Source organism: Mesorhizobium sp. B3-1-6 (assembly GCF_006439555.1).
In the GTDB taxonomy this organism is placed as follows: domain Bacteria; phylum Pseudomonadota; class Alphaproteobacteria; order Rhizobiales; family Rhizobiaceae; genus Mesorhizobium.
Genome location: NZ_VFTM01000004.1, coordinates 42,728 through 61,204, shown reverse-complemented (window position 1 = coordinate 61,204; position 18,477 = coordinate 42,728). Strand labels below are relative to the sequence as shown.

The following is an 18,477-nucleotide window of genomic DNA, read 5'->3' as shown; positions in this document are numbered from 1 at the left end:
TCGGCCACTGCTTTTGATCAGACGCCGCCCGACAGGCTGGCCGACAGAAGCAGCAGCCCGGCCAGGAAGATGAAGGCGGCGCCACCGATCTCGACGATCGAATGGATGCGGTTGCCGATGCGTCCGTCGCCGGCGAAATAGACCGCCCAGTTCTTGGCCAGCACGGCGATCGTCGCCAGCGCCGAGACGGTGATCGCGGTGCCGATCGACATCGCCAGCACGGACAGCAGGCCACCGAGCCAAAGCCCGTTGAGCAGCGCGAAGCTCAGCACGATCAGCGCGCCGGAGCAGGGGCGGATGCCGACGGCGGCGACCGCCGACCAGGCCGTGCGCCAGTCGAAGCGGTCGCCCGACAGCATTGCCGGATCCGGCGCATGCGAATGGCCGCAGGTCTCGCAGACTTCGCCCGGGCCGCGGTCGTGATGGACGTGGTCATGCGCGGCGTGATGGTGGCCGTGGTCATGGGCGTGCGCATGCGAATGGTCATGATGATCATGATCGTCATGCACGTGCATGCTACGGGAATGCGCGGCGTGCGCCTGTGCGTGGGAATGGCCCGCATGCGAATGGGCGTGCCCCGCATGGGGATGCCCGCCATGCGAATGGCCGGCATGAGCCGCCGACAGGCTGTAGGCGGGCGCTCTGCCGAACAGGCGCAGCACCGACGGACCGAGCTTGCGCCACAGCAGCCAGGCGCCGAACAAGGTGACCAGCACAAAGCTGGAGATTTCGAGGAACCAGGCCGCGTCGGTCATCGAGATCGCGGTGCCGCGCAGCACGAAATAGGCAAGCATCATGACGACCACCGCCGTCAGGCCCTGCAGCAGCGCCGAGACGAAGGAAAGCAGGATGCCGCGCCGGAGCGCGACTTCGTTGGCGATCATATAGGAGGAGATCACCGCCTTGCCGTGGCCGGGGCCGGCGGCATGGAAGATGCCGTAGGCGAAGGACAGGCCGATCAGCAGCCAGAGCTTGCTGCCGTCCTGGCGCATCGCCTTCATGGCGGCGGCGAGCGAATGGTAGAATCCCTGCTGCTGGAGATTGATCCACATCAGGATATGGGCGAACGGCCCCGTGGTGGTTGGCGCCATGCCGTCATTGGTGCCGATGCCGAGCGAGCTTTGCGCGTGCGCGACGACGGGCAAATGGGCGATCACCAGGGTGGTGGCCAGCAGGCCGAGCGCTAAGCGGATATTCGTGGGATGCCCCACGAATATCCGCTTAGATTCCCTTGTTTGTCGCAGGGTCCGATCGCAAACCCGTGGGGCACTTTTGCGAAACCTGCTTGCGCGCAGCGATGGTTTCATCACCAAATCATCCTTCCGGCGGGCAGTCCAATTCGAGCTTGGTAGCGAAGATCTTGCTCATGTCGGTGCCTGTCGGATCGTTGAAGAACGCGTCCGTCAGGGTCTTCTGGTTTTCCTTGATCGCCTCGTCCGGATCCGGCCGGATGACCTTCTTGGTACAGGTCGAGGGCAGGCCTTCGACGGTGAGGTTGGTGTCGTCGGTGAAGTCGATCGCCGTATAGAAGGTCGGATCGTAGACGCCGATGTCGATCTTGCCGGCGAGCTTGATCGGCGTCTTCGGCTGCGACTCGAACAGGATGATCAGCTGGTCGTTGTCGAAGTTCGCCATCAGATGCGGCGGCGGGACCATCGGCACGTCCTTGCCGTTCTGGGTGACGAGCTGGAAGTAGTTGAACTCGGCCAGCGAGGAATGGACGGTGTCGGCCACTTCCTTGAGCTCTTTGTCGTCAAGCTTCAGATCGGAGTTCTTGTCGAACTCCATCATCACTGTACTCGAAAACAGGTCATCGAAGCGCCAAAGGTGGCGCAGCGCCGTCACACTTTGGTGATCCTGGCTGAGGATGACGTCGAGGCGGGCCTCGGCGAAGACATGCGGGTGCACCTCGGCCGGCTCGACCGCTGCGAATGTCGCCGCCACGACCGAAGCCAGCATGGTTGCTTGCCGTTTCAGATGCATTCCGGGCCGCGATTCCATCGATTTCGGGAGCGAGCCCCAGAGTTGACAGAAAGCGGGCGAAATTGGGACGCGCCTCAGCTTCTTTTCGACGCGTGCCGTTGCATGCGTCCGGGAGACATGCATCAGACGGTGTCGCGCGTCTTGAACCACTGCACCAGGAAATCGACGAAGACACGCACCTTGGCCGGCAGATAGCGGCGGTGCGGGTAGACGGCGAAGATGCCGGTGCCGGCCGGTATACGGTCGTCGAGGGCGGTGACCAGCTTGCCGGACGCGACGTCGGGAGCAGCGATGAAATCCGGCAGCATGGCGAAGCCCAGACCGGAGAGCGCGGCGGCTCTTGCCACGATCGGGCTGTTGACCTCGATCGGGCCTGAAACAGCGACGCTGATAGAGTCCTCACCCTCGCCCTTGAAGCGCCAGTTGGCCAGCGAGCGGCCGTTGGTGTCGACAATGCAGGGCATGTTGGCGAGGTCCTGCGGACGTGTCGGCTTGCCATGTTTGGCGATCAGTTCCGGCGACGCGCAAAGCCTGACCGAAAACGGCGCCAGCCGCCTGGCGATGAGCGAGGAATTCTCCAGCCGCGAGATGCGCACGGCAAGGTCGAAACCTTCCTCGACAAGGTCGACGAAGCGGTCGTCGAGATGGACGTCGAGCACGATGTCGGGGTGCTGCCTGGCGAAGTCGACCAGCGACTGACCGATCGGCGCGTCGGCGAAGGTGCGGGCGGCCGACAGCTTGATCCTGCCGCGAACGTCGCCGGAAGATTGGCGCACCGCCTCGGCCAGGTTGTCGACCTCGCGCACGATTTCGGAGGCACGCTGATAATAGGTGTGGCCGGCTTCGGTCAGCGAGAACTGGCGCGTGGTGCGGTTGAGCAGCAGCGCGCCGAGCTCGTCCTCCAGCTCGCGCACATATTTCGACAAGAGCGCCTTGGAGCGGCCGATCTTGCGCGCCGCGGCCGAAAAACCTTCCGCCTCGACCACGTCGATGAAGGCGCGCATGCGCGTCAATGTATCCATGGTCAGACCTTTCGTGCCGCGTCGAGAATCTTGCGGCCGAGCCGTATCAGGGCAACGTCGCTGCCGGAAGGCCCGAGCAGCGACAGGCCGAAGGGTGCGCCGTCGACGGAGCCGATCGGCAAGGTGATCTGCGGAAAGCCCGAAAGACCGGAAAGGCACAAAAGATGCAGCGCCCTCTCGCGATAGGCCTGGAACTGTTCCGGCGTGCCCGCGGCGAGCGGCGCCGCGCCGGGAACGGTGGGCAGGACGAGGAAGCCGTTATTGCCGAGCAGCGCGCCGAACTCGGCCCGGAACGCCAGCCGGCGCGCGGCTTCGGCCGCAACGGTCCTGGCGTCGATGGTGCGGCCGAAGCCGAAACGCTCCTCGACGCCGGGGCTCAGGCGGCCGCCGGCCGAGATCCAGGGACCATGCTCGCGCCAGGCCTCGCAGGCCTGCAAGCGGCGAAAGCACCAGTAAAGCTCGTCGGGGAACGAGGCAAAGGCGTATTCGGTCTCCACGGGCTGGCCGATGACGCCGGCGGCCAGCGCCTTCATGCGCGCATATTCGGCGGCTTCCGCCGGCCCCATGACGAAGGCATCCAGCCAGCGGATCGACAGCGGGCGGTTGAGCGGGTGCTGGTGCGGATCGCGGCCGAGCAAAAGCTTGCCGACCGTCTCATAGGTTTCGATGTCGTCGGCGAACCAGCCGAAGGTGTCGAAGCTCGACGCCAGCTTCATCGCGCCGTCGAGCGGGATGCGGCCATGGGTGGTGCGCAGCCCGATCAGGCCGCAGAAGCTCGCCGGCGCGCGGATCGAGCCGCCGGTGTCGGAGCCGGTGGCGATGTTCGCCAGCCCGCCAGCAACCGCGGCCGCCGAGCCGGAGGAGGAGCCGCCGGTGACCCGATCGGGCGCGGCGGGATTGACCGGGTAAGGGAAATGCGCGTTCTGGCCGAACAGCGAGAAGGCCAGCTCGTCGGTTTGGGTCTTGCCGACGAATCGCGCGCCGGCCTCCAGGATCGTCTGCACCGCTTGCGCCGTGCGCGAGGCGGCATGGGCCTCCGCGAATCTCTGCGGGTTGCCGCAGCCGGTGCGGTAGCCGGCGACGTCATAGATGTCCTTGACGGCCAGGCGCAGACCGGCGAGCGGACCCAATTCCGCATTCGCCACAGGCATTTGGCGCAGATCGAGGAAGGCGTTAAGCGGTCCTTGAGTTCCTGGCATCGTTCGATTTCCGGATACAGTGCGACAAACATTGTTCGATGCCAGAAATTTTACAACCTGCGCTTACGATTTTTATTGATTGTGAAACCCTTCGCTCCTATATCGCGCTTGCCCAAAGTCGCACGTGCCTGTGGGTGTCCGCCGATCCTCGAATGGTGAGGGCAATCGGTAAGGTAACTGGAGCCAACCCCTCCAGTCGGTCAGTGGCCAACCACAAGACCGAGGACACCTTGAAGCAACGACGGTGCGGGCCTTTCTGGTTCTCTTCCGGTTGTCCAAAGACCGGGGTTACTAAAGAGGCACACCTTCATTGCCGGCAGTGCGGACGGGTTTCCCATCCAAGCCAAGGCAGACAAAGCGAACCGAGGCCGGGCAAGGCCAAGGTTCACCGCCGCGAGACGGCGTTTCATGGTTCCGGGGTCTCCACCGGCTGGTTCCATGGATTTCCGTCCCGCCTTTGTCCACCGCGTGTTCGCGAGGCCGACAGCCCGCGTCCCGCAGCCTTATTGCGCGCCGAAAGGCGTTATGGAGAGACCCCGATGGCCACCCAGCGCATCCTTGATTTCCTCGCCACCCGACGTCCGAACGGCCCCTGCCTCGTCGTCGACCTCGATGTCGTGCGCGACAATTTCCGCGCTTTCGAGAAGGCCTTGCCCGATTCCAAGATCTACTATGCGGTGAAAGCAAACCCGGCGCCGGAAATCCTGCGCCTGCTTGCTGCGATGGGCTCGTCCTTCGACACCGCATCGGTTGCCGAGGTCGAGATGGCGATGGATGCCGGCGCGCCGGCGGACCGCATTTCCTTCGGCAACACCATCAAGAAGGAGCGTGACATCGCACGCGCCTACCAGCTCGGCATCCGCCTGTTCGCCGTGGACTGCGTCGAGGAGGTCGAGAAGATCGCCCGCGTCGCCCCCGGCTCGCGCGTGTTCTGCCGCGTGCTGACCGACGGTGAAGGCGCCGAGTGGCCGCTGTCGCGCAAGTTCGGCTGCGTGCCGGCGATGGCCGTCGACGTGCTGCGCCATGCGAAGGGCCTCGGCCTCGACGCCTATGGCGTGTCGTTCCATGTCGGCTCGCAGCAGACCGACCTGACGGCCTGGGATCGCGCGCTGGGCGACGCCAAGAAGGTGTTCGCGACGCTCGCCGAGGAAGGCATCGTGCTCAAGATGGTCAACATGGGCGGCGGTTTCCCGACCCGTTACCTGAAGGACGTGCCGGTGGCCCAGGCCTATGGCCAGGCGATCTTCTCGGCGCTGCGCAAGCATTTCGGCAACGCGCTGCCCGAAACGATCATCGAGCCGGGCCGGGGCATGGTCGGCAATGCCGGCGTCATCAAGTCGGAAGTCGTGCTGATCTCGAAGAAGGCCGACAACGACAATGTGCGCTGGGTATTCCTCGACATCGGCAAGTTCGGCGGTCTCGCCGAGACGATGGACGAGGCGATCCGCTATCCGCTGGTCACCCGCCATGACGGCTCGGAGACCGCGCCTTGCGTGCTCGCCGGCCCGACCTGCGATTCGGCCGACGTGATGTACGAGAAGACGCCTTATCCGCTGCCCTTGTCGCTGACCATCGGCGACGAGGTGCTGATCGAAGGCACCGGAGCCTACACGACCACCTACTCGGCGGTTGCCTTCAACGGCTTCGAGCCCCTCCGATCCTACGTGATCTGAGCGGCTCGCAAAGTACGCTCAGATCATCCCAGGTGGGCGCCCGTCGCCCACCCGGGCTCGCTTGTGGAACAGATCTCCGCTCGTGAAGGATCGCGGACATGGAATACCTGACCAAATCGGCCGTTGCGGCCACCGAATTTGCCCCCTCGTCCGGACCGTCGGCTGAGCTTTTCTCCGCGGGGGAGAATGGCTCGACTGCAGTGCTTCTTGGCGCATTTTCTTACGACGAACCGGTTTCCACTTCGCCTGAAAATGCGTTGGCGCCCTCCCTGGCCCTCCGGGCACAGGCTGGCTCGCGCGGCGCGCCGGACGAGGGAGCCGCCCAGGCGCCTGCCTTCGTCATCCTTGGCGAAGGCGCGGGCGACGTTGCTGCACGCGAAGCGCTGCTCGACCGCGCCATGGGGCCGAAGCGCAGGAAGAAGTCATCCGAGAAGCTGCGGCGCGGCCGCCGGCCCTCGGAAGGCCTGGCGTTTGTCGCGCGCGATCCCTCGGGCGCGGTCGTCGGCACGGTGCGGCTGTGGGATGTGAGGCTGGGCGAGGGCGGTCCGTCAGCGCTCCTGCTCGGCCCGCTCGCGGTCGAGCCGGGATTGAAGAGCGGCGGCATCGGCTCGGCGCTGATGCGGCATGCGACCGCCGAAGCCGCGCGGCTTGGCCATGGCGCGATCCTGCTCGTCGGCGACGCGCCCTATTACGGACGGTTCGGCTTCTCGGCCGACCGCACCGGAGCGCTCGCCATGCCCGGCCCCTATGAGCGACACCGGCTTCTGGCGCTGGAGCTGAAGGAAGGCGCGCTTTACGGCGCCACGGGCACGATCAAGGCCGCCGGCCGCAAGATCAAGGGACAGGCGCCGGGCTTTGTCGCTTGAGTCTTTGTTTTCACGCAATTCCGGACGGAAAACCGCTACGCACTTTTCCTGGAAAACGCCGCCCATCGGGCGGCGTTTTGCTTTTTGCGAAGGGTCAGCCGAGCAGCTGGCTGAGCGCCATGGCGACGGTCATGTCGCCTTCGACCTTCAGCTTGCCGGCCATGAAGGCCATGGTCGGGTTGAGGTCGCCGGCAATCAGCGAATCCAGATCATCGAGCGACAGCTTGATCGTGCAGTCGGCCGGCGTGTCGGTGGTCGAGACGGTCGCGCCGTCGATGACGATGACGCCGTCGCTGCCAGTGTCGAACTTGACGGAATGCTCGAAGCCGGCGCTTGCCACGCGCGACTTGATCTTGTCGGCAATCTCCTGAACGCCCATGGCGGTTCTCCTCGTTGGTTGCGTTGACGCGCACCGGCGCTTGGCCGCTGGGCGAGGTAGACGCGCCGCGCTCCAGCGCGACCACAGGCGCATATAGCTTCGAGTTGACGTTAACGTCAACGCGGTCACCTTGCGTCATATCGCGTAGGGGAACTGGGCCATGCCCATCGCCGCCGGACGGCGGCCAGGCGGTCAATGCTCCGGCGCTGCCTGGAAGGGCTTGGTCATCGCCGCCGCGGTTTCGCCGGCATTCCTGCGGCGGCGAAGCGCGTTGTCGCGGATATCGTCCTTGGAGAGAAAATTGACCTGGTCGATCAGCACCTCGTGCACCAGCTCGACGCCGACCCGGCTGTTGATGGTGTCTCGGATCGACTTGCGGAAGACGTCGAGATCGATCGATTCCTTCTTGGTGAAATCGATCTGCGGGTTGGAATAGAGATAGGAATAGACTTGGTCGGTCATCAGAGCCTGCGCCGGGACCGACAGCTTCTTTATCTGTTCCGGCTCCACCGTGTAGACCAGCTTGGTGAGGAAATAGCCATCGATCGTGCCGCCGCGCAGCAGCGGCACCGAGATCATGTCGGTCTTGACGTAGTCGAGGCCGCCCAGCATCGGCTTCGGCGGCTCGGCCGCGCCGCGCTGGCCGGCCGCCTGGAACGAATAGAAGACCGCGCCGAGCGTCACGGCGCAGATCCACAGCGCGGCGGCGATGAACTTTATCACCGGGTCTGTCCTTGCGCCTTGATCATCTTTGTCAGGCTCGCGCCATTCCGAACTCGCCGGCCGAATAGGTGCCGTCGGCATCGGCGCGCTGGATGGCGTTCCTCAGAAGCGTGGCGACCTCGTTGACCGCGTTGAGATGGGCGAGGATCGCCGCCTCGTTCCTGGCCAGATTCTGGCGCAGCCGCAGCAGGCCTTCGCGATGCTGCTCGAGGAATTCGATCTCGTTGGCGCCCTTCAAGGCGCGGTTCAGCTCGTAGAGGTATCGGCTCTTGCGCGCGTTCGAGGCCTTGAGGTCATAGGCCGTTCCGCTGCGGATGCCGGCGGTCTCCTCGTCCACGACTTCCTCGATGCGGCCGATGATGGCGGCGAGGTTGCCGGGTCGTGCGGCGGCGGGCGCCTCCATTGCGTTGGTGCGTGCGGGAAGGTTGGAAAGGTCCGTTTGGTCGGCCATGTAGGTCCCTAGATCTTGATGTCCGTTTTTATGGTTGTGTCGTCGCCGGTCATCGACCGTGCGGCTTTGCGCTCAAGCTCCTCGATCATCGAGGTCGAAAGCCGGGTCTGCTGGTCGATCTCGGTTTTCTGCTGCCCCCCGGCAACAGGGCCAACCGGCACCTTGTGCTTGCCATCGAGATAATGGTCGGCGAGCATCGATTTGGCGATGCCGATGCCGCCATGCGCGGCCATGACATCGGCCACCTTTTCGGCCAGCTGCGACTTCCACATGTCGCCGGCCAGGCCCTTGCCGTAAACGCCCTCGGTGTCCTTGGGCATCATGTTCTGGATGAAGGTCGTCAGCACCATCGCCTCGAAGCGCTGGAACTTCTTCGCCGGATTGGCGGCTTCCGCCTTGTCGGCCGCCGCGCGCGAGAGGATGGAGCCGGCATCGACCCTCGCGGATGGATCGAGAGCGAACGGTGCCGAGGCGCCATTCGCCCTTCTCGCGAGCGTCGCGCGCGCGGCCTCGACATCGGCCGGTTCCGCTGCGCGGGCAACGTCCATGACGATGTCGCTGGGTGGGGAAATGGCCAAGAAAGTCCGCCCTTTGCCGGTTTTGTCATCCGCACAATGACTGAACAAGCTTGTGGCAGGCTTGCGGGAGGTCAGCCTTCGTCCACTCGCTTCTGCGTGATAAGATCGAGCCGCTCGCGGTCAGAGCGCTCGCGCTCGTCGCGGCGGCGCACGTCCTTGTAGGCACGCTCGACCATGTTGGTGCGCGCCGTCGCGGTGGCGATCAACGCGGCTTCCTGGCGGGCGTCTTCCAGGTTCTTTTTCTGGCGCTCGAGCGCGCCGGTGATGCGGCGATGATAGATTTCCGGAAAGAGAGCGCCCAGCGAAGCGCCGGTGTCGAAGCGCTCGATCAGGTCCTTGGCCTCAGCTTCGGCCTTGACGGCGGCGGCGAGGAAGCCGGCATGGCGGATTTCGTGCAGCGCCTTCAACTGCTGCTGCACCTTGACCAGTTTCTTCAGGCGGTCCTTTCGCGCGGTCATTGAGCCTATCTCGCCAGCGTGAGGTCGACGAAGCCGTCGACGAACAGCGACAGCAAGGTGCCGACGGCGAAATAGAAGATGATCATGCCGCCGGCGATGACGAAGGGCAGCGAGATGAAATAGACCGGGATCTGCGGCGTCAGCTTGTTGACGAAGCCGATCGTCAGATTGACCAGGATGGCATAGGCGACGAAAGGGCTGCCGAGCCGAATGACCAGGAAGAAGGCGTCCGACACGGTGTCGGTGACGTCGACCAGCGCCGCCTGCGGGTTGAAGAACACGTTGACTGGAGCGACCTGGTAGGAGGCGACGAGCGCCTTGACGATCTCGTGGTCGAAGTCGAAGACGAAGAGCAGGAGCAGCGCCGAGAACGAGATGATGGCGGCGAGCGCCGCCTGCGGTTCCGGCTCCTCGATCGCCGGTCCGCCCGAGCCGCCATAGCCGATCAGCATGGCGATGGCCGAACCCATGAAGCGCAGTGCCTCCATGTAGAGCCTGGTCATGGCCCCAATCAGCCCGCCGACCAGGAGCTCGGAGACGATCATCGGCGCCAGGACCTGCGGGCGCGGATCGACGAACGGGTAGATGCGGTCCCACAGGAAAGCGAGCAGGCCGCCGGTAGCGGCGAGCGAAACGAACAGCCGGATCTGCAGCGGCACGCGGGCGCTCGACAGGCCCGGCATCAGCATAAAGCAGGCGCCGATACGGCAGAAGGCGAGGAAGGCGGCGATGACGACGCCTTGCGAGAGCGCGTTCACGAGATGGTCCCGAGCACCTTGATCTCGACGCCCTTGGCGATCTCGACATGGCTGAGAACGGGAAGCGTCGTGAACAGCCGCTCGATGATCATGCGCACGTAGGGACGCGCGTCGGGCGCGGTGACAAGCACGAAGCGCTCGCCCGCCTCGAGATGCTTGCGGATCGCCTTGGTGGCGTCCTGGCCGAATTCCTCGAGCTGGCGCGGATCGATATCGAACTCGCGCACCTCGCCCTTTGCGTCGCGCTTGAGGCTCTGATGGAAGGCGAGATCCCAGCGATTGCCGAGGCGTAGCACCTTGAGCGTGCCGCCTTCGGAGAGGTCGCCGCAGATCTGCTGCGCCATGCGGATACGAACATGCTCGACGATCTGCTCGGTGCGGCGCACATGCGGCGCGATCTCGGCGATCGCCTCGATGATCAGATGCAGGTTGCGGATCGAGACGCGCTCGGCGAGCAGCAGCTTCAGCACCGCCTGCAGACCGGGATAGGAGATGTGCGAGGTGCAAATCTCGTCGGCGAGCTTGCGGTATTCGGGGTCGAGCCGTTCCAAGAGCGCTTTCATGTCCTTGTAGGACAGAAGCTGCGGCAGGTTGTTGCGGATGACTTCCGAAAGATGGGTGAGCAGCACCGACATGTTGTCGGCGAAGGTGAAGTTCTCGCGCTTCAGGTCCTCGGCGAAGGTTTCGAGCACGGAATAGGCGCGCATGCCGAAGGCCGGCTCGCGGATTTCCTCGCCGGGGATCTCCGGCACGCCGCGCGTGCCGAGCAGCACCATGATCTCGCCGACGCGCATCTGGTATTCGGCGACCACAGTGCCGTGCACTTTGATCTGATAGCTCTTGGGCGGGATGGCGAAGTCGTCGGCGACGCGCACCTCCGGCACCACGAAGCCATATTGCTGGGCGAATTTCTTGCGCATCTTCGACATGCGGAACACCAGTTCCTGGTGCGCCACCATCAGCCTGGTCGAAAGCTGCTTGCCGATCAGAAGCTCGATCTCGGCGGTGACCAGCGAGGCCTTGACCGAGTTCTTCTCCTCCTCGACCTTGTTCGCCTTCTCCTGCGTCTTCAGGGCTTCGGCGGCGGCGCGTTCGCGGCCCTGGCGCAGCGGGATGATGTAGCCGAGGCCGGCCATGCCGCCGGCAAGCGCGAAGAAGGGGAACAGCGGAAGGCCGGGCATCAGGCCGAGGATGACCAGCAGCGAGGCCGCGACGTAAAGCGCGCGCGGATGCGCGCCGAGCTGACCGAACACCGCCTGGTTGGTTGAGCCGCGCGTGCCGCCCTTGGAGACGAGCATACCGGCGGCGAGCGAGACGATGAGCGCCGGGATCTGGGTGACGAGGCCGTCGCCGACCGACAGCTTGATGAAAACGTCGGCCGCCTGGCCAAGACCCATGCCGTGGCGCAGATAGCCGATAGCGATGCCGCCGACGATATTGATGGCAGTGATGATCAGGCCGGCGATGGCGTCGCCGCGCACGAATTTCGAGGCACCGTCCATCGAGCCGAAGAAGGAGGATTCCTCCTCCAATTCGCGGCGGCGCAGCTGCGCCGTCTTCTCGTCGATCATGCCGGCGGAAAGGTCGGCGTCGATCGACATCTGCTTGCCGGGGATGGCGTCGAGGGTGAAACGCGCGCCGACTTCGGCGATACGGGTGGCGCCCTTGGTGATGACGATGAAGTTCACCACGATCAGGATCATGAAGACGATGAGGCCGATGACGAAGTCGCTCGACATCACCAGCTTGGAGAAGCCCGAGATGACGTAGCCGGCGGCATGAGTGCCCTCGTTGCCGTGCGACAGGATCATGCGGGTGGTGGCGATGTTGAGCGACAGGCGCAGCATGGTGGCGATCAGCAGCACGGTCGGGAAGGACGAGAAGTCGAGCGGCCGCTGGATCCACAGCGCCACCATCAGGATCAGCACCGAAAGCGCGATCGAGAAAGCAAGGCCGATATCGATGAGGAAGGCCGGGATCGGCAGGAACAGCACCGCCAGGATGAAGACGATGCCCAGCGCGAAGAAGATGTCGCGGCCGTTCTTGACCGCCAGGCCGGACGGGAGTGTTTCGCTGATCGCCATATCGTCCTCAAATCCAGGGCCGCCACGCACAGGGCAGGCCCTTGACCGTAACTCTCCAAGCTTGCGCGAAGGTGGGAGAGTGGCTACGGGACCTGGCCACGATCTTGCGAAAGGATGGCGGATGCTCCTGATCACCGGCACGATCCGGCTGCCAGCCGACAGGCTCGACCAGGCAAAGCCAGCCATGCAACGCATGATCCTGGCGAGCCGCGCCGAACCGGGCTGCCTCGGCTATTCCTACGCGCAGGACGTGCTGGATGCCGGGCTCATCCATGTCTCGGAGGCCTGGAGCGACCGCGCAGCGCTCGAGGCGCATTTCAAATCGGCGCATATCGCCGAATGGCGCGCGAGCTGGGCGGAACTCGGCATCGGCGACCGCAAGCTCACGCTTTATGAAACGGACGGCGGCGCGCCGACCTGATCGTCAGAGGCATTTACGGCTGTGCCGCATCCGCGGTCGCGACGGCGACCAGCCAGCGCCGCACGGCGCGCTCCTCCTCGGCGGAGAGGCCGGCGGTGAGCTCGCCTTCCAATTTGTAAACCCGCTCACGGCATTTCTTCAGCAAGGCGCGGCCGCTGTCCGAAAGGTCGAGATGCTGGATACGGCCGTGGACGGCATGGGGTCGGCGGAGAAGGGAACCGGCCTTTTCCAGATTGCCGACAATCACGCTCACCGTCTGCGGCGTCAGCACCGCGAGCCGGGCCAGATCGGCATTGGATAGGCCAGGATAGGCCGAGATCATGGTGAGGGCCGCGAACTGCGCCTGCGTCACGCCGAATTCATCCAGCGCTCGCTCCACCTTCAAGCGGTAGGCGCCAGCCGCCTGGCGCAGCAGATAGCCCAGATAGCCTTGCTCGCCGCGCTTGCCTTCACCGGCGGACGGAATGGATGGAATCCCCTTGCGCATAATATCATAGCTCTTATATGTTGTTCGTGTTCTGATATTATCGCGTCAAGGAGCGAAAGACGATGGGCCATCGCATTTTTCTTGCGGGCGCCTCGGGCGCGATCGGCCGCCGGTTGGTGCCGCAGCTGGTGGCGGCCGGGCATAGGGTGACGGCGACGACGCGTCAGGCGGCAAAAGCAGAAGATATTCGAGCGCTCGGCGCCGATCCGGTGGTGGTCGATGTGTTCGATGCGAGCGGGTTGCGCGCGGCTGTCTTGGCGGCAAAGCCGGAGATCGTCATCCACCAGCTCACGGACCTTCCGGCCGGGCTCGATCCATCGAAGATGGCCGAGGCAATCGCTCGGAACGCCCGCATCCGCGATGAAGGAACCCGCAACCTCGTCGAAGCGGCGAAGGCTGCCGGTGCGAAGCGGCTGATCGCGCAAAGCATCGCCTGGGCCTACGCGCTGGGACCCGAGCCACACGACGAAACCGATCCTTTGGACAGTGGCGCGGAAGGCGGTCGGGCCGTCAGCGTTGGCGGCGTCATTGCGCTGGAGAAGCATGTGCTCGGCGCTTCGCCGATCGCCGGCATCGTGCTGCGCTACGGTCATCTCTACGGGCCAGGCACCGGCGCGGCAGCCGCCGCGGACCCGGCGGTGCATGTCGATGCCGCCGCCAACGCGGCTCTGCTTGCCGTCGAGCGGGGAACGAGGGGCGCCTTCAATGTCGCGGAGCCGAACGGCCATATCACGACCGACAAGGCTGTCGCCGAGCTCGGCTGGCGCGCCGGCTTTCGCCTGGCCGAGTAAGCGAGGGAGTTGCCGTCATGATCGAAGATGTTTCTTCACGCGGCCTTGCACTGGTCGGCGTCGCCGCCATCGCTGCGGGGTTGCTTGGCATGGCCGTAGTCCAGAGCAACAGGGCATCCACCGCCGCTGACGAAATGGGCGCGCATGTCCACATGACGGGGGCTGATGCCGGGGAGGGGGCGACGGCGCGCCCGACCACCACGGCGAAGCCGCTCTCCTGCGAAAAGCTGCCGAATGTGTCTGGGCATTCGATCACCACGGCGCTGGTCGAGTTTCCGCCCAATGCCTATACGCCGCGACATCGCCATCCCGGTTCCGTCACGGCCTTCGTCATCAAGGGAGCGCTGCGTTCGCAGATGGAAGGCGGACCGGCAGTTACTTACAGTCAAGGCCAGACCTGGTTCGAAGCGCCAGGCGCGATCCATTCTTTCGCCGAGAATGCCAGCGCCACCGAGCCGGCGAAACTGCTGGCGATCTTCGTCGCGGAGGACGACTGCGGCCCGCTGACCGTTCCGTTACCCGACTAAATCTATCGCCTTTATCGTGGCGGCAAGCGTTCTTAACGCTAATTCGCGCAACGCCAAAATGGCGCCACAAGCGGTCGGCATTGCGGTTGCCACGCAAGGCCGCCGCGCGTATCAGGCACGGCAGTTGTTTATCTTTCGCATACCGGCGAGCCGTTCCGTTGCCTGCCAGAAACGACCCACAAGTCTATGCCCGCCGGCTTCGCGCGGTGCTGATCAGTTCGATCCCCGTGCTCGAGGCGCGCGGCATTGCGATCGTGCTGATGGCCGGCATGGTCGGCGCCATCGCCGGCGCGCTGGTCACCGGCATGAGCGCGCTGGTGCAAGGCATGCATTGGCTGCTGTTCGACGTGCAACCGGGCGGCCGTCTTTCGGCGATGTTCTCGCTCGCCGACCCGGTGCAGGCGATGTTCCCGGCGATCGGCGGCCTGCTGCTCGGCCTTTCCGTCATCTGGCTGAGAAAGCGCAAGTTCCGCACTCCGGTCGACCCGATCGAGGCCAATGCGCTCTATGGCGGGCGCATGTCGCTCACCGACACTTTCATCATCGTGGCGCAGACGATGATCTCCAGCGGCTTCGGCGCCTCGGTGGGATTGGAAGCCGGCTATACGCAGATCGGCTCCGGCATAGCTTCCCGACTTGCGCGCGCGTTCCGGCTGCGCCGCAACGACGTCCGCATTCTGGTCGGCTGCGGCGCGGCCGGCGCGATTGCCGCCGCCTTCGACGCGCCGCTGACCGGGGCCTTCTACGGTTTCGAGCTGGTCATCGGCATCTATTCCGTCGTCAATGTGGCGCCGGTTATGACGGCGGCGATCGCCGCCTCGCTGACGGCGGAAATGTTCGGCGGCGTGCCGTTCCCGCTGGAGCTGTCAGGTTTGCCGAATTTGACCGCCAGCGAGTATGTGCCGTTCCTGCTGCTCGGACTGCTCGGCGGGGCAGCCTCGATCGCCATCATGCATCTGGTGAGCATCGTCGAGCGTCTCTTCGTGCGGCTGTCGATCGATGCGTCGGTCCGGCCGTTCATCGGCGGCATCTTCGTCGGCCTGCTCGGGCTGGTCACGCCGCAGGTGCTCTCCAGCGGCCATGGCGCGCTGCATCGCGAGTTCGCCATGAATTATGCGCTGCCGGTGGTGGCGAGCGTCTTCGTGATGAAGCTGGCGGCCTCCGCCATCTCGCTCGGCTCGGGCTTCCGCGGCGGCCTGTTCTTCGCTTCGCTGTTCCTGGGAGCGCTGCTCGGCAAGGTCTTCGCCGGCGTCATGGCGCTGACCGCGCCATCCGCCGGCATCGACCCGGCAGTCGCCGCCGTCGTCGGCATGACCTCGCTTGCGGTCGGCGTCGTCGGCGGCCCGCTGACCATGACGTTCCTGGCGTTGGAATCGACCCGCGACCTGACCCTCACCGGCGTGGTGCTGGCCGCCTCGATCATGTCGGCGATCCTGGTGCGCGAGACCTTCGGCTACTCCTTCTCGACCTGGCGTTTCCATCTGCGCGGCGAGACGATCCGCAGCGCCCATGACGTCGGCTGGATGCGCAGCCTCACCGTCGGCTCGATGATGCGCAAGGACGTCCGCACCATTCCCGCCTCGATCACGCTCTCCGAATTCCGCAAGGAGATCCCGCTCGGCTCCGGCCAGCGCGTCATCGCCGTCGAACAGGCCGACCAGTATGTCGGCATGCTGCTCGTGCCGGAACTGCACAGCGATCCCTCCGATGGCGAGACGCCGGTGAGCGCGCTCGCCCAGTTCAAGGATGCGGTGCTGGTGCCGTCGATGAATGTCCAGACCGCCGCCGAGACCTTCCAGCGCACCGGGGCCGAAGAACTGGCGGTGGTCGAGGACTTCGACGAGCGCATCGTGCTTGGCCTGCTCACCGAGAGCCATCTGATGCGCCGCTACGCCGAAGAGCTCGACAAGGCGCGCCGCGACCTGGCCGGCGAGGGCTAGTTTTCAACACAGGAATCTTGCCGGTGCATACTACCCCGGCACATCGCAGCCCCGGAGATTAGCTGAGACGTCTAAACTTCGTCAGCCACGGGCGGAGCGGGAGCGAAGCGGACGTGCAGACCCGAGGATGACGACGTTGGAAGGGCTCAACCAGACGGGTCACGGGGGGAACCGCGAGATATTGGCCGCCGGCAGGTCCGCAGCCTGTCAATTCCAAGCCGGTAAATTGATCTCAATTCCAAAAGGGTGAGTGTCGGTTCGCTCCCATTATGAAGCCGCCTGCAGCGACGGATTCTTGCTGCTTGCGCTCTGTACAGTCTCACTGTACAAAATGTTCAGTGGAGAACAAACGAGATGCCCAAGGCTATCGATAAGGGCCAGGCTTCAACCGGGGACAGGAACGGTTCGGTCGCAGCAGCCGCGCAAGAGGTGCTCGGCATGCGGCTCAAGAGCCTGCGCCTTGCCCGCCGCCTTTCCTTGCGCGACCTCGCCGAGGCGACTGGAACCAGCGCCAGCTTCATCAGCCAATTGGAGCGCGGCCTGACCGGCGCCAGCACGGCATCGCTCAACCAGATGGCTTCGGCGCTCGGAGTCAGCGTCGCGCTGCTGTTTGCCGAAAGCACGGCTCAAAATCATCACGGCGTGCTGCGGCGCAGCGAGCGGCCCAGCCTGCCGCCCAGCGACGGGTGTCGCAAGATGCTCTTGTCGCGGCCCCCGTTGAGCGACATGGAAGTCTATGTCGGGGAGTTCGAGATCGGCGGCTCGACGGGGTCCGACCAATACACGCATGGCGACGCGCATGAGATGTTGATCGTCCTACGCGGCATCGTCGAGGTGTCGCTCGGCGAGGCGAGCCATGTCCTCGAGGAGGGCGACAGCGTCGAATACACCACGTCCACCCCGCATCGCACGGAGAACATCGGCAGCGGCCGGGCCGAAGTGATGTGGATCATCGCGCCGCCGACCTCGGCGCGCGCCGAGCTCGACCAATACACGACCTGGAAACCGCCCGCCGCCAGGTAGCTGATCAAAACGCGGGCATGAATGGGAGAGTTATCGTTATGTTGAAATCGAGATATGGCATCGGCGCCGTTCTGGCGCTCGGCGTTCTGACCGGCGCGGCCTTTGCGCAGGACAAGCCTGTGGCGGGCGAGGTCAAGGAGGGGTCGCTGAAAGGCAAGACCCTGACGCTCGTCTCCTATGGCGGCATCTACCAGGACGGACAGGCGGCGGCGCTGAAGGAGTTCGTCGACAAGTCCGGCGTCAAGCTGCTCAATGACGGTCCGACCGAGATCGCCAAGCTGCAGGCGCAGGTCGAATCCGGCAATGTCACCTGGGACGTCGTCGATACCGACGACCTGCCGCCTTACGTCTATTGCGGCAAGCTGTTCCAGAAACTGGACCTGACCAAGCTCGACGTCTCGAAAATCCCGGAAGGCCAGGTCGGCGAATGCTCGGTGCCGGCGATGAATTACGGCGTCGTGCTGATGTACAACAAGGAGAAGTACAAGGATAATCCGCCCAAGAGCTGGGCCGACTTCTTCGACACGGAAAAGTTCCCGGGCGTGCGCGGGATCGACGGCTCCGGCAGCCCGACCGGCGGGCTGCTGGAACAGGCCTTCAAGGTCGCCGGCGGCGACCCGAAGGCGATGACGGTGGCCGATATCGACAAGGCCATCGACGTGGTCCGCAAGCTCGGTCCCGACACCATCTTCTGGAAGACGGGCGCTGAATCGCAGCAATTGGCGGAGTCCGGCGAAGCCGACATGCTGATGATGTGGACCGGCCGCGCCATGACCGCGGTCAAGAACGGCGCCAAATATGCGCCCGCATGGCAGGACTGGCTGGTGGTGATGGACCAGATGACGATCCCGGTCGGCGTCAAGGACACGGATGCCGCTTACGCGCTGCTCAACGCCTATCTCGGCAAGCAGTCGCAGGAGATCCTGGCGGAAAAGACGTCCTACACGCCGATCAACAGCGACGCGCAGCCCAAGGTCGACGCCTCCGTCGCCGCCTTCCTGACCAACACGCCTGAGCGCCAGAAGCAGGGCTACAAGCAGAACTTCAAGTTCTGGGTCCCGAACTTCGCCGTGGCGCAGGAGAAGTGGTCGGCGTTGATGGCCGGCAACTGACG

20 protein-coding genes are annotated in these 18,477 nt (G+C 64.7%); 8 read left to right on the top strand and 12 right to left on the bottom strand.

Annotated features, from left to right (window positions below; translation table 11 throughout):
* Positions 1-17: 17 nt before the first annotated feature.
* The 4 genes from FJ414_RS05695 to FJ414_RS05680 all read right to left on the bottom strand — a co-directional run bounded on the left by FJ414_RS05695 (position 18) and on the right by FJ414_RS05680 (position 4,204).
* Complete coding sequence (locus tag FJ414_RS05695) at positions 18-1,211, bottom strand: nickel/cobalt transporter (RefSeq protein ID WP_246672309.1); 1,194 nt, start codon at positions 1,209-1,211, stop codon at positions 18-20.
* A 103-nt stretch (positions 1,212-1,314) separates the two neighbouring features.
* Positions 1,315-1,983, bottom strand: coding sequence for a DUF1007 family protein (locus FJ414_RS05690; protein ID WP_140642208.1), 669 nt, complete (start codon positions 1,981-1,983; stop codon positions 1,315-1,317).
* Positions 1,984-2,105: 122 nt separating this feature from the next.
* Complete coding sequence (locus FJ414_RS05685; RefSeq protein WP_140642206.1) at positions 2,106-3,005, bottom strand: LysR family transcriptional regulator; 900 nt, start codon at positions 3,003-3,005, stop codon at positions 2,106-2,108.
* Between the two features lie 2 nt (positions 3,006-3,007).
* On the bottom strand, positions 3,008-4,204 hold the full coding sequence (locus FJ414_RS05680) for an amidase (protein ID WP_140642203.1): 1,197 nt from the start codon (positions 4,202-4,204) through the stop codon (positions 3,008-3,010).
* Between the two features lie 539 nt (positions 4,205-4,743).
* Between FJ414_RS05680 and odc2 the strand changes: the two genes are divergently transcribed.
* Together odc2 and FJ414_RS05670 are read left to right on the top strand one after the other, a co-directional pair.
* Positions 4,744-5,877: an ornithine/lysine decarboxylase gene (odc2, locus tag FJ414_RS05675; RefSeq protein ID WP_095817118.1), complete on the top strand. Its 1,134-nt coding sequence runs from the start codon at positions 4,744-4,746 to the stop codon at positions 5,875-5,877.
* Positions 5,878-6,218: 341 nt separating this feature from the next.
* Positions 6,219-6,743 (top strand): N-acetyltransferase, encoded by a 525-nt coding sequence (locus FJ414_RS05670; protein WP_246672311.1) that lies wholly within the window; start codon positions 6,219-6,221, stop codon positions 6,741-6,743.
* Between the two features lie 94 nt (positions 6,744-6,837).
* Here FJ414_RS05670 and FJ414_RS05665 read toward each other — a convergent pair whose 3' ends face one another.
* The 7 genes from FJ414_RS05665 to flhA all read right to left on the bottom strand — a co-directional run bounded on the left by FJ414_RS05665 (position 6,838) and on the right by flhA (position 12,174).
* Positions 6,838-7,122 (bottom strand): SCP2 sterol-binding domain-containing protein, encoded by a 285-nt coding sequence (locus FJ414_RS05665; RefSeq protein ID WP_140642201.1) that lies wholly within the window; start codon positions 7,120-7,122, stop codon positions 6,838-6,840.
* 192 nt (positions 7,123-7,314) lie between these two features.
* The gene (locus FJ414_RS05660) at positions 7,315-7,845 is read right to left on the bottom strand and encodes a hypothetical protein (protein ID WP_140642199.1); all 531 of its coding nucleotides are present in this window, start codon (positions 7,843-7,845) and stop codon (positions 7,315-7,317) included.
* 31 nt (positions 7,846-7,876) lie between these two features.
* The gene (locus FJ414_RS05655) at positions 7,877-8,296 is read right to left on the bottom strand and encodes a hypothetical protein (protein ID WP_140642197.1); all 420 of its coding nucleotides are present in this window, start codon (positions 8,294-8,296) and stop codon (positions 7,877-7,879) included.
* A gap of 8 nt (positions 8,297-8,304) precedes the next feature.
* A complete protein-coding gene (locus FJ414_RS05650) occupies positions 8,305-8,874 on the bottom strand; it encodes a rod-binding protein (RefSeq protein ID WP_246672308.1) in 570 nt (189 codons plus the stop codon).
* 71 nt (positions 8,875-8,945) lie between these two features.
* Positions 8,946-9,332 carry a hypothetical protein gene (locus FJ414_RS05645; protein WP_140642195.1) on the bottom strand — a complete coding sequence of 129 codons (387 nt, stop codon included), beginning with the start codon at positions 9,330-9,332 and terminating at the stop codon, positions 8,946-8,948.
* 5 nt (positions 9,333-9,337) lie between these two features.
* Positions 9,338-10,090 (bottom strand): flagellar biosynthetic protein FliR, encoded by a 753-nt coding sequence (gene fliR / locus FJ414_RS05640; protein WP_095766355.1) that lies wholly within the window; start codon positions 10,088-10,090, stop codon positions 9,338-9,340.
* A complete protein-coding gene (gene flhA, locus FJ414_RS05635; protein WP_140642193.1) occupies positions 10,087-12,174 on the bottom strand; it encodes a flagellar biosynthesis protein FlhA in 2,088 nt (695 codons plus the stop codon). The genes fliR and flhA overlap by 4 nt, the downstream gene beginning before the upstream one ends.
* A 121-nt stretch (positions 12,175-12,295) precedes the next feature.
* On the opposite strand from flhA, the gene FJ414_RS05630 reads away from it, so the two are divergent.
* A complete protein-coding gene (locus FJ414_RS05630) occupies positions 12,296-12,595 on the top strand; it encodes a putative quinol monooxygenase (RefSeq protein WP_140642191.1) in 300 nt (99 codons plus the stop codon).
* A gap of 13 nt (positions 12,596-12,608) precedes the next feature.
* Here the strand turns inward: FJ414_RS05630 and FJ414_RS05625 are convergent, their stop codons facing one another.
* Complete coding sequence (locus tag FJ414_RS05625; RefSeq protein ID WP_140642189.1) at positions 12,609-13,082, bottom strand: MarR family transcriptional regulator; 474 nt, start codon at positions 13,080-13,082, stop codon at positions 12,609-12,611.
* A gap of 62 nt (positions 13,083-13,144) precedes the next feature.
* Here FJ414_RS05625 and FJ414_RS05620 point away from each other — a divergent pair, with 62 nt between their 5' ends.
* From FJ414_RS05620 to FJ414_RS05600, 5 genes are all read left to right on the top strand, one after another.
* Positions 13,145-13,873, top strand: a complete 729-nt coding sequence (locus tag FJ414_RS05620) for an NAD(P)H-binding protein (protein WP_140642187.1) — start codon at positions 13,145-13,147, stop codon at positions 13,871-13,873.
* Positions 13,874-13,890: 17 nt separating this feature from the next.
* Positions 13,891-14,400: a cupin domain-containing protein gene (locus tag FJ414_RS05615; protein ID WP_140642185.1), complete on the top strand. Its 510-nt coding sequence runs from the start codon at positions 13,891-13,893 to the stop codon at positions 14,398-14,400.
* Positions 14,401-14,558: 158 nt separating this feature from the next.
* A complete protein-coding gene (locus FJ414_RS05610; protein ID WP_140642183.1) occupies positions 14,559-16,340 on the top strand; it encodes a chloride channel protein in 1,782 nt (593 codons plus the stop codon).
* Between the two features lie 354 nt (positions 16,341-16,694).
* Positions 16,695-17,363, top strand: coding sequence for a cupin domain-containing protein (locus tag FJ414_RS05605; protein WP_140642181.1), 669 nt, complete (start codon positions 16,695-16,697; stop codon positions 17,361-17,363).
* 38 nt (positions 17,364-17,401) lie between these two features.
* Positions 17,402-18,475, top strand: coding sequence for a PotD/PotF family extracellular solute-binding protein (locus tag FJ414_RS05600; protein WP_140642179.1), 1,074 nt, complete (start codon positions 17,402-17,404; stop codon positions 18,473-18,475).
* Positions 18,476-18,477 lie beyond the last annotated feature (2 nt).

Coding starts and splice junctions, on each gene's coding strand:
- FJ414_RS05690 (WP_140642208.1), bottom strand. CDS start 1,983: ATGCATCTGAAACGGCAAGCAACCATGCTGGCTTCGGTCGTGGCGGCG.
- FJ414_RS05685 (WP_140642206.1), bottom strand. CDS start 3,005: ATGGATACATTGACGCGCATGCGCGCCTTCATCGACGTGGTCGAGGCG.
- FJ414_RS05680 (WP_140642203.1), bottom strand. CDS start 4,204: ATGCCAGGAACTCAAGGACCGCTTAACGCCTTCCTCGATCTGCGCCAA.
- odc2 (WP_095817118.1), top strand. CDS start 4,744: ATGGCCACCCAGCGCATCCTTGATTTCCTCGCCACCCGACGTCCGAAC.
- FJ414_RS05665 (WP_140642201.1), bottom strand. CDS start 7,122: ATGGGCGTTCAGGAGATTGCCGACAAGATCAAGTCGCGCGTGGCAAGC.
- FJ414_RS05655 (WP_140642197.1), bottom strand. CDS start 8,296: ATGGCCGACCAAACGGACCTTTCCAACCTTCCCGCACGCACCAACGCA.
- FJ414_RS05645 (WP_140642195.1), bottom strand. CDS start 9,332: ATGACCGCGCGAAAGGACCGCCTGAAGAAACTGGTCAAGGTGCAGCAG.
- flhA (WP_140642193.1), bottom strand. CDS start 12,174: ATGGCGATCAGCGAAACACTCCCGTCCGGCCTGGCGGTCAAGAACGGC.
- FJ414_RS05630 (WP_140642191.1), top strand. CDS start 12,296: ATGCTCCTGATCACCGGCACGATCCGGCTGCCAGCCGACAGGCTCGAC.
- FJ414_RS05625 (WP_140642189.1), bottom strand. CDS start 13,082: ATGCGCAAGGGGATTCCATCCATTCCGTCCGCCGGTGAAGGCAAGCGC.
- FJ414_RS05620 (WP_140642187.1), top strand. CDS start 13,145: ATGGGCCATCGCATTTTTCTTGCGGGCGCCTCGGGCGCGATCGGCCGC.
- FJ414_RS05615 (WP_140642185.1), top strand. CDS start 13,891: ATGATCGAAGATGTTTCTTCACGCGGCCTTGCACTGGTCGGCGTCGCC.
- FJ414_RS05605 (WP_140642181.1), top strand. CDS start 16,695: ATGCCCAAGGCTATCGATAAGGGCCAGGCTTCAACCGGGGACAGGAAC.
- FJ414_RS05600 (WP_140642179.1), top strand. CDS start 17,402: ATGTTGAAATCGAGATATGGCATCGGCGCCGTTCTGGCGCTCGGCGTT.